Below are 14,704 nucleotides of genomic sequence, written 5' to 3'. Positions count from 1 at the left end.
CCACAAGGGAGGTGCTCAGGTTTACCGGATGTTTAGTCCAAGATTTCGGAAACAACACCGGCGCCGACAGTACGGCCACCTTCACGAACAGTGAACTTGGTACCCTTTTCGATGGCAACAGGGCTGATCAAGTCAGTTTCGAAGGTAACGTTATCGCCAGGCATAACCATTTCAACACCGTCTGGTAACTCGATGACGCCAGTTACGTCAGTGGTGTGGAAGTAGAACTGAGGACGATAGTTGGAGAAGAATGGCGTATGACGGCCACCTTCTTCCTTCGTCAGGATATAAACTTCACCCTTAAACTTGGAGTGGAGTTGGATCGAACCTGGCTTAGCAAGCACTTGGCCACGCTCAACCTGGTCGCGGTTAATCCCACGAAGCAAGACACCAACGTTATCGCCGGCTTCACCAAGATCCAACGTCTTACGGAACATTTCCAGACCCGTAACAGTGGACTTGAGCACTTCCGGCTTCAAGCCGATGATTTCAACTTCGTCGCCGACCTTGATGGTCCCACGGTCGATACGACCGGAAGCAACGGTCCCACGACCAGTGATCGTGAAGACATCTTCGACAGGCATCAAGAATGGCTTGTCAGTGTCGCGTTCTGGCGTCGGGATGTATTCATCAACGGTGTCCATGAGTTCTTGGATGACCTTTTGCTGTTCTTCGTCGCCTTGCAAAGCCTTAAGGGCAGAGCCACGGATAACAGGAATATCGTCACCAGGGAAATCGTATTCGGACAACAGTTCACGAACTTCCATTTCAACCAAGTCAACCAATTCGTCATCGTCGACAAGGTCGGTCTTGTTCAGGAAGACCACGATGTAGTCAACACCAACCTGGCGAGCCAGCAAGATGTGTTCGCGCGTCTGTGGCATTGGGCCGTCGGTAGCGGCAACAACCAAGATCGCACCGTCCATCTGAGCGGCACCAGTGATCATGTTCTTAACGTAATCGGCATGCCCAGGGGCGTCGATATGCGCATAGTGGCGCTTTTCAGTTTCGTATTCAACGTGGGCCGTGTTGATGGTGATACCACGTTCCTTTTCTTCAGGCGCAGCATCGATCGATGCGTAGTCCTGTTCCTTAGCCAGGCCCTTAGCAGCCAAGACCTTGGTGATGGCCGCGGTTAAAGTAGTCTTACCGTGGTCAACGTGCCCGATCGTACCAATGTTGACGTGGGGCTTTGTGCGTTCATAGTGTTCTTTTTCAGCCATGAAAAACGAACCTCCTGTGTATTTTCGTAAAGCCACACGGCGCCAAGCCCTGTAACCTTTACGTTCTAGTGTACTACATTTACGTCGAAACTCCAAACGGAGATTTCGGCTGGAAATGAATTCCGAAAATGATTATATCGAGAATCCGCGACTTTGTAAACCATCCTAGTCAAGTTTTTTTCGTTGACACCAAAATCCCGTTATTACGCCATCTCCATTAACTTGGCGGTTTGCGCCGAGAGCCAAGCGAACAGGTCGCGCTGCGCTGGGGTCACCGTGGCCGCGTCCTTGTGCAGATAGGCCTGAGCAAACGTCGCGGGATCACCGATCACCGGTCCAATCACCGGGTATAAATAGCCCAGCTCAAACTTCAGCACTTCACCGGTGGCCCGGGCCAACTCGGGATCATTGTCCCCTGCCGCCACCGCCACTTCCTGTAGCACTTCAGCAATCGTCGGGTCGTTCATGACGCCTGGCAGCGCATTGGGCACGACGGTTTGCTCCCCGGTGTAGCCGAGAATGGTCACCGGCTCGGTGGCGCCGATGGCCGTGAGCGCGTCTAACAGGCTGATGCGCACCGCCGGATGCACGTCGGGATCCACCAGGTTGCCGCTTGCCGCCGCGATCAATTCGCGCCGCGGCAGGCGCCCCAAGGAGTTGATCAGCTCTTCTTGTTCATGCGGCGCAAAACCGCCGAGGTGGCGCAGCCGCTTGGCCAGCTCGGTGATAGCCGGCCCGTGCGCGGTCCGATCTGCTACCTCCGCGTCGATCACTCGCGTTTTCATCGCGGCTTGTTGGGCCTCTGGCAGGTGCGGCAGCACCGCCCAGGCAAACCGGTAATCCGGCAAGGCCAACAACGTATCGAACACAACGGCGCTACCGGCCGGATCGGCGACAAAATCAGCCATGAAGCGGCTGAGGTATGGCAACGCGGCGTGCTCTTGGTGCAGCGCGTTTAACGCCGGCACCAAGAGGCGCGCCACGACGTAGGTTGGCGCCTCGGCAAAGGCCTTGTCGAGGTGCGCGGCGGCACTGGCGTAATTCTGGTTGGCCAGCGCCTGCTTGCCGATCTCGATATGGCGGCTGGCATTATCTGGTAACGGGACGATTTTCCCCATGATGTTCCCCCTTCGCGCACTGACCAAAACACCGGCCTTTCAGCCGGTGCGATGACGCTTATTGGCGCTTGGCGCTGTTTTGATTGACTTCCATGATCACCGGCAGAATCACGGGCCGGCGCTTGGTTTGATCAAACAGGTAGTGACTCAAGTCGTCGCGGACGGCTTGCTTCAAGGTGCTCCAGTCGAACTCTTTCTTATCGAGATTCTTCTGGACGGACTTGGCGACCATGTCGCCGGATTCTTTGAGCAGGTCCTTGCTGGTTTTCATGTAGACGAACCCGCGACTTTGAATCTTTGGCTTGGCCACGATCTTGCGCTTCTTGCGGTCGATGGTGACCACGGCGATGAAGATGCCGTCTTCAGCCAGCATCTTGCGGTCGCGCAACACGATGTTGCCGATGTCGCCGACGCCGATGCCATCGATCATGGTGTTGCCGGCGTCCACATGCCCGGAGTTGCGCAGCATGCCTTTTTCGTAACTCAAGATGTCGCCAGGGCCGGTGATGAAAATGTGATTGGCCGGCATCCCGGTTTCCTCGGCAATCTCTTGGTGGGCGGCCAGCAGCCGGTATTCGCCTTGCACGGGCACCAGAAACTTCGGGTGCAACAAGTTGATCATCAGTTGCAAGTCATTCTTGTTGGCGTGCCCGGAAGCGTGGGTGTCATCGCTGATCGCCTTGACTTCCCCGCCGGCGCGATAAATCAAGTCGCGGGTCTTGGCCACCATGGTTTCCATGGCGTGCGAGGTGTTGGTGACGATGAAGACGAGGTCGCCTTCGTGAATGTGAATCAGACGATGCTTGGAGGTCGCCATGCGCGCCAGTGACTTCAGCGGCTCGCCCATGCGGCCGGTTTCGAGAATCACAGTTTCTTCTGGCTTGAGGCTCTTGAGTTCCTTGGTCGTCGCCAGCAGGTCTGGCTTCGGCAAGCGAATATATTTCAAGTCGATGGCGGTGCGCACGATTTTCTCGACGTCGCGACCGGTCAACACAACGCGGCGGTCGGTGGCACTGGCGGCGTCTAACACCTGCTGGACCCGCTCGATGTTGCTGGCCACGCCGGCAACGATGATGCGCCCGGTTTGGTACTTGAAGATTTCGCGGATGTTCTCGTAAATCTCGCGCTCAGACGCGTTGACGTATGGCGATTCGGCATTGGCGGAATCGGACAACAAGGCCAAGACCTTGCCTTCCCCGATGTGCACCAGGCGCGCCAGGTCAGTTTGGTACATCGGCTTGGCGCTTTGGTCGAACTTGAAGTCGCCGGTGTAGACGATTTGGCCGACCTTGGTTTCAAAGTCGATGCCGAGGCTGCCGGGAATCGAATGCGTCGTGCGGAAAAACGACACGGTTACGTTACCGAAATCGATCACGGAGTCTTCGTTGATCACGTGGAAGTCCTTGAACTTCTTGGCCTGCTTGTCGCTACCCATCACCAGCTTCGCCAGCGCAATGGTCAGCTCGCTACCAAAGACCGGCACCGGGTGCTCTTTCAGGAAATACGGCAAGGCGCCGATTGCGTCCGCGTGGCCGTGGCTAAGGAAAATGCCGGCGATGCGGTCGGCGTTTTCTTCCAAGTAGGTCAGATCCGGAATCACGATGTCGATGCCGAGTAATTCATTGTCGGGGTACTTCAAGCCGAAGTCCGCGACGAAGATTTGGTCGTCCACTTCAATGGCGTACATGTTTTTGCCGCTTTCGCGGACGCCACCGAGGGCCACCAGTTTAATATCTGTCATGGGTTCACCTCATTAAAATTTGTGCGCAGTGAGACAGCAAACATTGCCTGATGTGCGCGATTCAGTTATCGCCGGGCAAGCCCAGCACGATTAACTCTAATGACCAGTGTACCATAACCGACAGGCGTGCGCGACGGGGAGCAATTTGTCAAACAACGTCAAAGTTTTTGCCCAGATTCGGTGCCGCGAATTCGGCACCGTGTCTACCGGCGACAAACACGAGTCTAGCCCCCACCGACACGCGCACGATTGGGTATTGTCTCTCACAGCCTGCGCGCGTAATCTACTGAATAGACCCGATTGGAGGCAACATTTTGGCAAAGCTAACGACATACACCCAACACGATACCCTACGTAAATTAGCCGTGACCTTGGCGGCAGGCTTGATCACCGCGATCGCCTTGAACTTCTTCCTGACGCCGGCCAAAGTGTTTCAATCCGGGGCAACCGGGGTGGCCCAGCTGATCTCGCTGTTCCTCCAGCAGGCCGGCGTCGCCCATCAAGACCTCACCGGTTGGTTCAACCTCTTGTTGAATTTGCCGCTGGCGTACCTCGCTTGGCACAAGCTTGGCCGCAGCTTTGCCATTTATAGCTTCATCACCATGTTTTTGGTGTCGGCCTTGGCCATTGTGTTGCCCGTCCACGCCTTGTCCACCAATCCGCTGATGAACGCGATTTTCGGCGGCGTGCTCACCGGCGCAGGCGTCGGCATCGCGCTGCGCTTCGGGTTTTCCACCGGTGGCTTAGACATCTTGTCGATGTACCTGGCCAAGACCACGCGGCAAACCGTCGGCGCCTTGATGTTCATCATCAACTTGGGCATCATCCTCGTCGCCGGCTTCGGGATTCAGTGGGAAAGTGCGCTGTACACGATCATCTCGATTTACTGCATGACCCGCGTGGTCGACACGATTCACACCTCCAACCAAAAAATCACCGCAATGGTGGTCACGGAACACCCCGACGCCGTGATTGCCGCCGTGCGTGGCCGGCTGATTCGTGGCATCACCGTGTTGCCCAGCCGCGGCGGCTACCTCGGGCGCGCCAACACGACGCTGATGATCGTGATCACGCGCTACGAGCTGTACGATTTGACGCAGGCCACGCTGGGCGCCGACCACGCCGCTTTCATCGATATCTTGAACACGGTAGATGTCGTCGGCGAATTTCTCACCTCCGACCAGCAAGAGGCCAAGCGCGCCGCGCAAGGCCAGCCCCACCCAACCGATTAGTTGCACGAAAAAATCGCCTTGGTGCAATGCACCAAGGCGATTTTGCTTATTCGTGGATTAACGACGCAGACCAAGACTCTTGATCAGTTCGCGGTAACGCTGGATGTCTTCCTTACGCAGGTAAGCCAGCAGGTTACGGCGATGACCGATCTTCTTCATCAGGCCAACGTAGGAATGATGATCCTTCTTGTGCACGGCCAAGTGGTCGTTCAGCGCGAGGATGTCGGCGGTCAAAACCGCGATTTGGACTTCAGCGGAGCCCGTGTCGCCGTCGTGCCGTGCATACTTCTTGATAATTTCGTTCTTTTGTTCTTGAGAAATCGCCATTGTGATTTCCACCCTTCTCTGATTATTGCCCAAGGCTGAGTAATGCGCGGTGAACCGCAAGACTAAGCAATGGGTTCTGTGGTACTTGACTAGATTACCGGAACGAACACGAAAATGCAAGCCGGTCCGGCAACATTTGCCTATCAAGCACTTTTCCTTTACAACTTTTTATTGCATTCACCCCGGGGCTCCGGTATAATCAACAACGTTGAAACGAAATCTAGTTCTTCAATTAACGCTATTTTGCGGAGGTGAAACCACATGCCACAAATTAAATCTGCGATCAAGCGGGTCAAGACCCAAGAGGCCGCCCGTCAACGCAACGCTTCTCAACTCAGTGCTTTGCGCACTGCCGTCAAGAAGTACAAGGTAGCTGCTGCCGCTAACGCGGACAACGCCGCCGACTTGTTGAAAGACGCATCCCGCGCCCTCGACATGGCCGAGACTAAAGGCTTGCTGCACAAGAACAAGGCTGGCCGCGACAAGAGCCGTCTTGCTGCTTTGCTCAAGTAAAGGTCCCACCTCCCTCACCTCTGGCGAGGGATTTTTTTTTGGCCCAATCCTGAGTACGCAAAAACCCGAAACCGCAAATGCGGTTTCGGGTTTTTCGTCGTTACTTACCCTTGTTAAAGGCATCTTTGACCTTGTCGAACAGGCTGCCTTCGTGCGGCGTCACGTCTTCACCACTAGCGGCGGCGAATTGCATCAAGGCATCGCGCTGCTTTTGGTTCAGGCTCTTTGGCGTCTGGACGGTGACCGTGACGATTTGGTCGCCAACCCCGTTGCCTTGTAGCCGCGGCGCCCCTTTGCCGCGCAGGCGGAACTTCGCGTCGGTTTGCGTGCCTGCCGGAATCTTTAACTCAACTGGCCCGTGCACCGTGTCAACCTTGATTTGGTCCCCTAAGGCGGCTTGGGCGAAGCTAATCGGAATCTTCAGGTAAATCGTCGCGCCGTCACGCTGGAACTTGTCGCTGGCCGCCACGCGGAAGACGATGTATAAATCACCGTAAGGGCCGCCGTTGGTGCCGGCTTCCCCGGCCTCACGCAGGCGCATTTGCTGGCCATCCTCGACGCCGGCTGGCACCTTGACGTCGATGGTGTGGCGCTCGTTTTCGTGGCCCGTGCCATGGCAGGTCGGGCACTTTTCCTTGATTTCCTTACCGGTGCCGTTGCAGACATCGCAGACTTCGCGGGTCATCATGGCCCCAAGCGGCGTGTTGCGCTGCACCTGGATGTAGCCACTGCCGTGACACTTCGAGCAGGTCACCGGGCTGGTGCCGGGCTTGGCCCCGGATCCGCCACAGGTGTGACACTGCGCGGAGCGATCGTAAGAGATCTTGGTATCCTTGCCGAACACGGCTTCTTTAAAGCTCAAATCCATGCGGTATTGCAAGTCGGCCCCTTGCCGCGGCGAAGACGCCGTTTGTTGTTGACCGCCGCCGAAGAATTGGCTGAAGATGTCGTCGAACCCGAAGCCTTGACCCCCGCCGCCACTGAACCCGGAGAAGCCTTGGCCACCGGCGCCACCGAAGCCTTGCGGGCCATCGGCGGAACCATATTGATCATACGCCGCACGCTTTTGCGGATCGGAGAGCACCTGGTAGGCCTCGTTGATGTCCTTGAACTTCTGCTCGGCGCCGGGCGCATGGTTGATATCTGGGTGATACTTCTTGGATAACTGCCGAAACGCCTTTTTAATCGCGGCGTCGTCGGCGTTTCTGTCGACCCCCAGAATGTCATAGTAATCTTTGTCTGCCATTGTTGCCTCCCTCGTGCCATCACAGGATAACATGTTTCATGAAAAAAGCCAAAGCCGCGGGGCTTCGACTTCTTCCGGGTTACTTCTTGTCGTTAACGTCCTTGTATTCACCGTCGATGGTGCCGTCGTCATCAGACTTGGCGTCGCCATCAGCAGGCTTAGCCTGGTCCGTCGCGCCGGCTGCTTGTTGCTCTTTTTGCGCCTGTTCGTACAACTTCACGGTGAGGTCTTGCACGATCTTGTTCAAGTCGTCGCGCTTGGTCTTCATGTCCTCGAGGTTGTTTTCTTGTTGCGCCTTCTTCAAGGCGTCTTCGGCATCTTGCGCCTTCTTGATCTCATCATCGGAAACCTTACCCTTAAGGTCCTTCAAGGTCTTGTCGGTTTGGAAGATCAACTGGTCGACGTCGTTCTTCAAGTCGACTTCTTCCTTGCGCTTCTTGTCGGCCTCTTCGTTTTCCTTGGCTTCCTTCATCATCCGATCGATTTCTTCATCGGACAGGCCGCTGGAAGACTTGATGGTGATGTTTTGAGACTTGCCGGTGCCCATATCCTTAGCGGAAACCTGAACGATGCCGTTCTTATCGATGTCAAACTTGACTTCGATTTGCGGCACGCCACGTGGTGCAGGCGGAATGTCCGTCAGCTGGAAGCGACCAAGCGTCTTGTTATCCGCGGCCATTGGGCGTTCGCCTTGCAGCACATGAATGTCAACGGCAGGCTGATTGTCCGCAGCCGTCGAGAAGACTTGGCTCTTGGAAGTCGGGATGGTGGTGTTGCGGTCGATCAACTTGGTGAACACGCCGCCCATGGTTTCAATCCCCAAGGACAACGGGGTGACATCGAGCAACACAACGTCCTTGACGTCACCGGAAATGACCCCGCCTTGAACGGCAGCGCCCAAGGCAACGGCTTCGTCAGGGTTGATGCTGTGGTCAGGCTCCTTGCCCGTCCAGTTCTTAACGGCTTCTTGCACGGCCGGAATCCGGGTGGAACCACCGTTTAAGATGACCTTGTCGATGTCGGCATTGGTCAGACCGGCATCCTTCAACGCGTTGTCAACCGGCACCTTGGTCTTTTCCACCAAGTCGGTGGTCATTTGGTCAAACTTCGCCTTGGTCAACGTGCGCTCCAAGTGCAGCGGCCCATTGGCACCAGCGGAAATAAATGGCAAGGAAATCTGTGTCTGGCTAACACCGGACAAATCCTTCTTCGCCTTTTCGGCCGCATCCTTTAGGCGTTGCATGGCCATCTTGTCTTGGGATAAGTCAATCCCATTTTCCGCCTTGAATTCGCTGACCAGCCAGTCGATGATCTTGTTATCAAAATCATCCCCGCCGAGGTGAGTATCGCCGTTGGTGGACAGCACTTCAAAGACACCATCGCCAAGCTGCAGGATGGACACATCAAACGTCCCACCGCCTAAGTCATAGACGAGGACCTTTTCGTCCTTGTCTTCCTTGTCCAGGCCATACGCCAAGGCAGACGCGGTTGGTTCGTTGACGATCCGAGAAACGTTCAAGCCCGCAATCTTACCGGCATCCTTAGTCGCCTGGCGCTGGGAGTCGTTGAAGTACGCCGGCACGGTCACAACCGCATCGGTGACCGGTTCGCCAAGGTAATCTTCGGCGAACTTCTTGATGTACTGCAGAATCATCGCGCTGATTTCTTGCGGGGTGTAAGACTTGTCGCCGACCTTCACGGTGTAGCCGGCTTCACCCATGTGGCGCTTGATGGAGGAAATCGTGTCCGGGTTCGTGATTGCTTGCCGCTTGGCCACTTCCCCGACTTGAATCTCACCGTCTTTAAACGCAACAACGGATGGCGTAGTGCGGTTGCCTTCCGGGTTCGTGATGATCTTCGGTTCGCCACCTTCGAGCACCGCAACCGCGGAGTTGGTGGTCCCTAAGTCGATCCCAATAACTTTACTCATTGTTATACCTACCTTCTATCCTGTAGTGTCAGCGTGTGCGCCGGCAGCGGGTAACCCGCCAACGTGACGACGTGACCAGTCATGCCGTCACGTTGGCGGCTCTCTGCGCCGCACACCCTAGTGATTTAATCTCAAATTAGTTGGCGACAACCACCATGGCCGGGCGCAACACGCGCCCTTTCATTTCGTAGCCTTTTTGGAGCACCTGGACGACGGTATCCTTCGGGTGATCCTTATCCGCCGCGACGGTTTGGACAGCCTGGTGCAACGTCGGGTCGAACTTAGCCTGCTTTGCGATGGCAATCTCCGTGACGGCGTTGTCCTTCAAGGCGGTTTCGAGGTGGCTCAACACCATTTCGACGCCTTTCTTCAACGCCGCCCCGTTATCGTCGCCGGCATCGGCAGCCAAGGCCCGCTCCAGGTTATCCATCACCGGCAACACCGCCGTGGCGAGCCGCTGCCCATCGTACTTCAACAAGTCGGCGCGCTCTTTTTTGAAGCGATTGTTCATGTTGCTAATTTCCGCGGCGGCGCGCAAATATTTGTCCTCGAAGTCGTCGCGCTCTTTTTGCAAGGCGGCGACGTCGACGTCACTACGCTTGACCTCTTCGTCGAGGTCGGCAGCCATTTCCGCTTGAATCTCCTCTTTCAAGGATGGTTCCTCAGGTGCCGGCGTTTCTGCCGTGGCCTTTGGTTCAGGTTTTTTTGCCATGGTGTTCCTCCTATCCATCAAAATGGTTGTAGTAGTCGGTCAGGCGCTTCGCCAGTTCCTGCCTGAACGCCTCCAGCAAGCCAATCATTTTCGAATACGGCATTTGGGTCGGGCCCAGCAAGGCAATCATGCCGGTACCGTGGTCGCCCACGGAATAACTGGCGGTGATTACGCTGAGGTCGCCGAGCACCTCGGGGGTCAACTCATCCCCCAGCCGCACCTTAACGTCTGGCGTCCCGGCCACCGGCCCTAACAGCCGGTTAATGTCGCCGTTGTCGTCGTCGATCAAGGAAAAGATCCGCTTGAGTCGCGCAACGTCTGAATCATCCAGATAATCCATCAGATTCAGCCGCCCACCGACGTAAAACCGCTCCGAGGCCGCTTGCCGCAACACGTTGCCGAAGATGTCCAAGAACCCATCCGGGCTATCCATGTATTTGAACAGCATCGGTGGCACATCGGTGTTTAACTTCTTGGCAACTTCCGGTAGCGTCAAGCCGACGAGTTGGTCGTTAACGATGCGAATCGCCTTTTCCACCTCGTCGGAGGCGACGCCAGGCGGTAAGGTGAACAGCTGATTCTCGACGTTGCCGTTGTTGGTGACCAGAATCGCCATCACCTGCCGGTTGCCCAGCGGCACCAGGCGAAACCCGGTGAGCTTAATGTTGGCGAGTTCCGGCCCGAGACTAAACGCGGTGTAATTCGTTAGGTTCGACAAGATGCGCGCACTTTGCGCGACGATTTCGTCGATCTTGTAGAAATGCCCACCGAAGCCTTGCTGAATCGCCTGAATCTCAAACGGCGTTGCAGCAGCGGGTTCCACTAGGTGATCGAGGTAATACCGATACCCCTTCGTCGACGGCACCCGCCCGGAGGAACTATGGGTTTTTTGAATCAGTCCCGCCTCTTCCAAGGCAGCCATGTCGTTGCGGATGGTGGCGGAGCTAACATGCACCGGCAGCGACGCCATCAACGACTTCGAGCCAACCGGCGTGCCGGACTCGGTATACGAGCGAATGATCTCTTTTAAAATGAGTAGCTGGCGCTTTGTGAGCATGATGCCACCTCCTCACTGCGCAATTTTAGCACTCTTAATTCTTGAGTGCTAACAACACTATTTAATATACCAACGACCATTAGCAAAGTCAATACGTGGTTGCTAATAATCGGGCGGAGGACCTAGTCTACCAACGGTTCAGTAATCAGAAATTCTTCAAACACCTCGTTGCCCAATTGCTTGCCTTGCTCGGTGAGCGTCAGGTGCTCGCCGTCGTCGGCTAACAACCCGCGCGCCACCAACTGACGCACCACCGGCCCATAGACTTGGTCGAGCGTCAACGCATAGCGCTGTTTGAACCGCTGACGGCTCACGCCGGCGTTGGTGCGCAAGCCGAGAAACAGCTCTTCCTCCATTTGTTCCGTCAGCGGCACCAGGTGATGCTCGATCACCGGCACGTGACCTTCACGCAGGGGCTGCAAGTATTGTTGAATCGGCCCAAAGTTGTGGTAGCGGTCGCGCCCGATATAGCCGAACGCGCCGGCGCCGAAGCCAAAATAATGCGCGTTTTGCCAATACAACAAGTTGTGGCGACACTCGTAACCCGGCACGGCAAAGTTAGAGATCTCGTATTGCTGGCGGCCATTAGCCGCCATCAAGTCGATGGCGTCTTGGTACATGTCGGCTTCGACGTCTTGGCTAGGCAGGTGCAATCGGCCTTGGCGCATCATGTTATAAAACACCGTCTTGCGCTCGAGAATCAGCGAGTACGTCGAATAATGCGGTAGATCTAAGGCCAGCGCCTGGTGCAGGCTATCCAGAAACTTGTCGCGACTTTGCCCTGGCAGGCGGAAAATCAGGTCGATGGATAGATTATCAAACCCGGCGGCGCGCGCATTTTTTATGGCGGCCAACACATCGGCCACCGTATGCGTGCGGCCGATGCGCTTGAGAATCTCGTCGTCAAATGACTGCACGCCGATGGACAAGCGGGTCACCCCATTGGCCTTCAACGCGGCCAACTTGTCGGTGCCCAGCAGATCATTTGGATTGGCCTCGACGGTAAATTCGCCGCTGGTAAAGTTGAGCTCGCGGCGGATGCCTTGGCACAAGCGGTCAAGCTGCGCGGCGCTCAGCGCCGTGGGCGTGCCGCCGCCAATGTACACCGTTTCAATCGGCTCGTCGGGGTGGGCGGCCATCACCATGTGCATCTCTTGAATCAGCCGGTCGACGTATTCATCCACCGGCTGGCCATCGATAAACACCTTATTAAAATCGCAGTAGTAACAAATATGGCTACAAAACGGAATATGCACATAGGCTCCGGCCATGTTAGCTCAGCTCCTTAAAGTACGCCTGCGAATTGGCCTGATCGCGGTGCAGCTGGGCGACCAGGGCCTGCGCACCGGCGAATTTAACCTCGCCGCGCAGGTAGTGATACCATTCGACGACCACCGCCGCCCCATAAATGTCCGCGTCAAAATCAAACAGGTTGATTTCCAGCGTCACCGGCCGATTCGCCCCAAACGTCACGTTGCGTCCCACCGAGGCCATGCCGTCGACCCACTGACCATTCACCAGCATGCGGACGGCGTAGATCCCGATGCCCGGCAGCCGCTCGGCGCTTGGGGTGTCGATATTGGCGGTGCGAAACCCAAGGGTCCGCCCACGCGCCTCGCCGTGCACCACGATCCCGGTGGTGCGGTAGCGATACCCGAGGTCGGCGTTGGCCGCATCGATGTCGCCGGCGTCCAAGGCGGCGCGAATATGACTGGAGGACACCTTGCCCTCGGCAGCCGTCAGCGCCGGCACCGTGATAATCTCAAAGCGGCCCTTGGCGTATTGCGGCAACGTATCCATGTTGGCCACGGCGCGTTTGCCATAGGTGTAATCGAACCCAGCCGTCACCACCGCGGCGTTGAGGCCCACCAAGTAATCATCGACAAAGGCCTGCGGGGACAGCGCGGCAAACGCCGGCGTAAAGTGCACAATGTACAGGAGATCGACTCCAAACTGCGCCATCAATTCGGCCTTGCGCGCAGGGGTCGTCAAATATTTCACCGAGGCAGCCGGCACGTGGCGGTAAATGACGGCAGGATGCACGTCAAAGGTCATCGCCGCCAGCTGCAATCCGCGGGCGTCAGCGGCCTGGCGCGCGGCTGCCAGGACTTGCTGGTGGCCACGGTGAACGCCATCGAAGAACCCCAGCGCCAACACGATGGGCTGCTGGGACACTTGACTGGCTTGCAACGGGGGTTGAATATCGATTACTTTCATGAGTTACGTGTCACTCCTTGATTAGCTAAGAACATCACGGCCGGACGATACAGCTCGCCTTGTCGCGCATAGATGGCCTTTAAAGTCCCTTGCTCACACAACCCGACCTGTGGGACCGTGGTCGGCAACGTGAGGCCGACGCCATTTTGTACCTGCGCCCATTGCGCGTCTGTGAGCGCGACGAGCGGCAAGTCCGGATACGCCGCCTCAATCGGCCGCAAATGGGCGAGCACGGCAGCCGGCGCGGTGGTCGGCGTGAGGTCGCGTAAATCCAGCGTGTCGGCCAAGGTGAAGCCCCCGCTGGCCACCCGCGTCAGCTGGCTCATTACCGCCGGCACCCCGAGCACGCGCCCGAGGTCGACGGCCAGCGTGCGGATGTAGGTCCCCTTGGACACCGTCGCGGAAAACTGCAGCCGCTGCGTGCCACTTTCGACATCGAATTGACTGGCCGCCGTGGGCACAAACTCGTACACCGTGGCTGTGCGGCTGGGGCGCTCGACGGTTTCGCCATTACGCGCGTATTCGTACAGGCGCCGGCCGTTGACCTTCACCGCCGAGTACATCGGCGGCACCTGGGTGATCGTGCCGGTGAGCTGTTGCATGCCGGCCAGTAACGCCGCTTCGGAGAATGGTTCAGCCAACGCTTGCCGCGCCACCTCAGCGCCGTCAAGGTCTTCAGTTTCCGTGGCAAAACCCAACGTCACTTCACCGGTGTAAGTTTTGCCGAGGCTCATCAGCGCCGGCACCGCCTTGGTTGCCGCGCCCAGGGCAATGGGCAAGACGCCATCGACATTGGGATCGAGGGTACCAGAATGGCCAACCTTGCGCATGTGCAACAAGCGGCGCACTTGGCTGACGACGCCGGCACTGGTAATGCCGACGGGTTTATATACGGGTAAAATGCCATCTAACTCCATGGTGGTCTCCGTTTCTGCAGTCTTAACCTAGTTATTATACCGTTTTGCCTGCAGCCTCGCAGGCCAGATTTTCGGCAACAAAAAAGCGCGGCGAATCGCCGCGCTAATGCTAGTCCTGCTTGCGCATGTCGGCCAAGAGCTGGTCGATGTGTGCGCCATACTGAACGGACTGGTCTTGCTTAAACTGTAACTCGGGTGTTTTGAACAGCTTGATGCGCTGCCCCACTTCGCGACGAATCATGCCCGTTGCTTTGTCCAACCCGGCTTGCGTGTCGGCGATGGCCTTGGGGTCATCGCTTAAAATGCTGAAGTAAGCCGTGGCTTGTTGCAAGTCACCGGTCAACTTCACGCCGGTAATGGTCACACCCTTGGTCCGCGGGTCGTTGACATCTTTCAACAAGATGTCGTCGATTTCGCGTTGCAGTTGGGTTTCTACCCGACCAATGCGATGTTTCATGATTGCCTCCAACT

At 56.8% G+C, this 14,704-nt stretch carries 14 protein-coding genes; 2 read left to right on the top strand and 12 right to left on the bottom strand.

What is annotated here, in order from left to right; genetic code table 11:
- Window positions 1–32: 32 nt before the first annotated feature.
- From tuf to FD02_RS01325, 3 genes are all read right to left on the bottom strand, one after another.
- A complete protein-coding gene (gene tuf, locus FD02_RS01335; protein ID WP_056949932.1) occupies window positions 33–1,223 on the bottom strand; it encodes an elongation factor Tu in 1,191 nt (396 codons plus the stop codon).
- Between the two features lie 203 nt (window positions 1,224–1,426).
- Window positions 1,427–2,341 carry a hypothetical protein gene (locus tag FD02_RS01330; protein WP_056949931.1) on the bottom strand — a complete coding sequence of 305 codons (915 nt, stop codon included), beginning with the start codon at window positions 2,339–2,341 and terminating at the stop codon, window positions 1,427–1,429.
- Between the two features lie 58 nt (window positions 2,342–2,399).
- Window positions 2,400–4,082 carry a ribonuclease J gene (locus tag FD02_RS01325; protein ID WP_054723143.1) on the bottom strand — a complete coding sequence of 561 codons (1,683 nt, stop codon included), beginning with the start codon at window positions 4,080–4,082 and terminating at the stop codon, window positions 2,400–2,402.
- 314 nt (window positions 4,083–4,396) lie between these two features.
- Between FD02_RS01325 and FD02_RS01320 the strand changes: the two genes are divergently transcribed.
- Entirely contained in the window at window positions 4,397–5,314 is a 918-nt protein-coding gene (locus FD02_RS01320; RefSeq protein WP_056949930.1) for a YitT family protein, read from the top strand.
- Between the two features lie 57 nt (window positions 5,315–5,371).
- On the opposite strand, the gene rpsO is transcribed toward FD02_RS01320, so the two are convergent.
- Entirely contained in the window at window positions 5,372–5,641 is a 270-nt protein-coding gene (gene rpsO / locus FD02_RS01315) for a 30S ribosomal protein S15 (RefSeq protein ID WP_054723142.1), read from the bottom strand.
- A gap of 261 nt (window positions 5,642–5,902) precedes the next feature.
- On the opposite strand from rpsO, the gene rpsT reads away from it, so the two are divergent.
- A complete protein-coding gene (gene rpsT, locus FD02_RS01310) occupies window positions 5,903–6,154 on the top strand; it encodes a 30S ribosomal protein S20 (protein WP_054723141.1) in 252 nt (83 codons plus the stop codon).
- Window positions 6,155–6,254: 100 nt separating this feature from the next.
- Here rpsT and dnaJ read toward each other — a convergent pair whose 3' ends face one another.
- The 8 genes from dnaJ to rbfA all read right to left on the bottom strand — a co-directional run bounded on the left by dnaJ (window position 6,255) and on the right by rbfA (window position 14,690).
- Window positions 6,255–7,400, bottom strand: coding sequence for a molecular chaperone DnaJ (dnaJ, locus tag FD02_RS01305; RefSeq protein WP_056949929.1), 1,146 nt, complete (start codon window positions 7,398–7,400; stop codon window positions 6,255–6,257).
- A gap of 79 nt (window positions 7,401–7,479) precedes the next feature.
- Complete coding sequence (gene dnaK, locus FD02_RS01300) at window positions 7,480–9,330, bottom strand: molecular chaperone DnaK (protein WP_056949928.1); 1,851 nt, start codon at window positions 9,328–9,330, stop codon at window positions 7,480–7,482.
- A gap of 136 nt (window positions 9,331–9,466) precedes the next feature.
- On the bottom strand, window positions 9,467–10,042 hold the full coding sequence (gene grpE, locus FD02_RS01295) for a nucleotide exchange factor GrpE (RefSeq protein ID WP_056949927.1): 576 nt from the start codon (window positions 10,040–10,042) through the stop codon (window positions 9,467–9,469).
- Window positions 10,043–10,052: 10 nt separating this feature from the next.
- Window positions 10,053–11,099, bottom strand: a complete 1,047-nt coding sequence (gene hrcA, locus FD02_RS01290) for a heat-inducible transcriptional repressor HrcA (protein WP_054723140.1) — start codon at window positions 11,097–11,099, stop codon at window positions 10,053–10,055.
- A gap of 122 nt (window positions 11,100–11,221) precedes the next feature.
- Window positions 11,222–12,370 carry a radical SAM family heme chaperone HemW gene (gene hemW / locus FD02_RS01285; RefSeq protein WP_056949926.1) on the bottom strand — a complete coding sequence of 383 codons (1,149 nt, stop codon included), beginning with the start codon at window positions 12,368–12,370 and terminating at the stop codon, window positions 11,222–11,224.
- Window position 12,371: 1 nt separating this feature from the next.
- Window positions 12,372–13,316, bottom strand: coding sequence for a riboflavin biosynthesis protein RibF (gene ribF, locus FD02_RS01280; RefSeq protein WP_056949925.1), 945 nt, complete (start codon window positions 13,314–13,316; stop codon window positions 12,372–12,374).
- A complete protein-coding gene (gene truB / locus FD02_RS01275; RefSeq protein ID WP_056949924.1) occupies window positions 13,313–14,233 on the bottom strand; it encodes a tRNA pseudouridine(55) synthase TruB in 921 nt (306 codons plus the stop codon). Before truB ends, ribF begins: the two co-directional genes overlap by 4 nt.
- A gap of 109 nt (window positions 14,234–14,342) precedes the next feature.
- Window positions 14,343–14,690 (bottom strand): 30S ribosome-binding factor RbfA, encoded by a 348-nt coding sequence (gene rbfA / locus FD02_RS01270; RefSeq protein ID WP_054723139.1) that lies wholly within the window; start codon window positions 14,688–14,690, stop codon window positions 14,343–14,345.
- Window positions 14,691–14,704: the final 14 nt, after the last annotated feature.

Source organism: Lacticaseibacillus nasuensis JCM 17158, from assembly GCF_001434705.1.
In the GTDB taxonomy this organism is placed as follows: domain Bacteria; phylum Bacillota; class Bacilli; order Lactobacillales; family Lactobacillaceae; genus Lacticaseibacillus; species Lacticaseibacillus nasuensis.
Note: the sequence above shows the minus strand (reverse complement) of the source record. Positions and strands in the feature narration are given on the sequence as shown.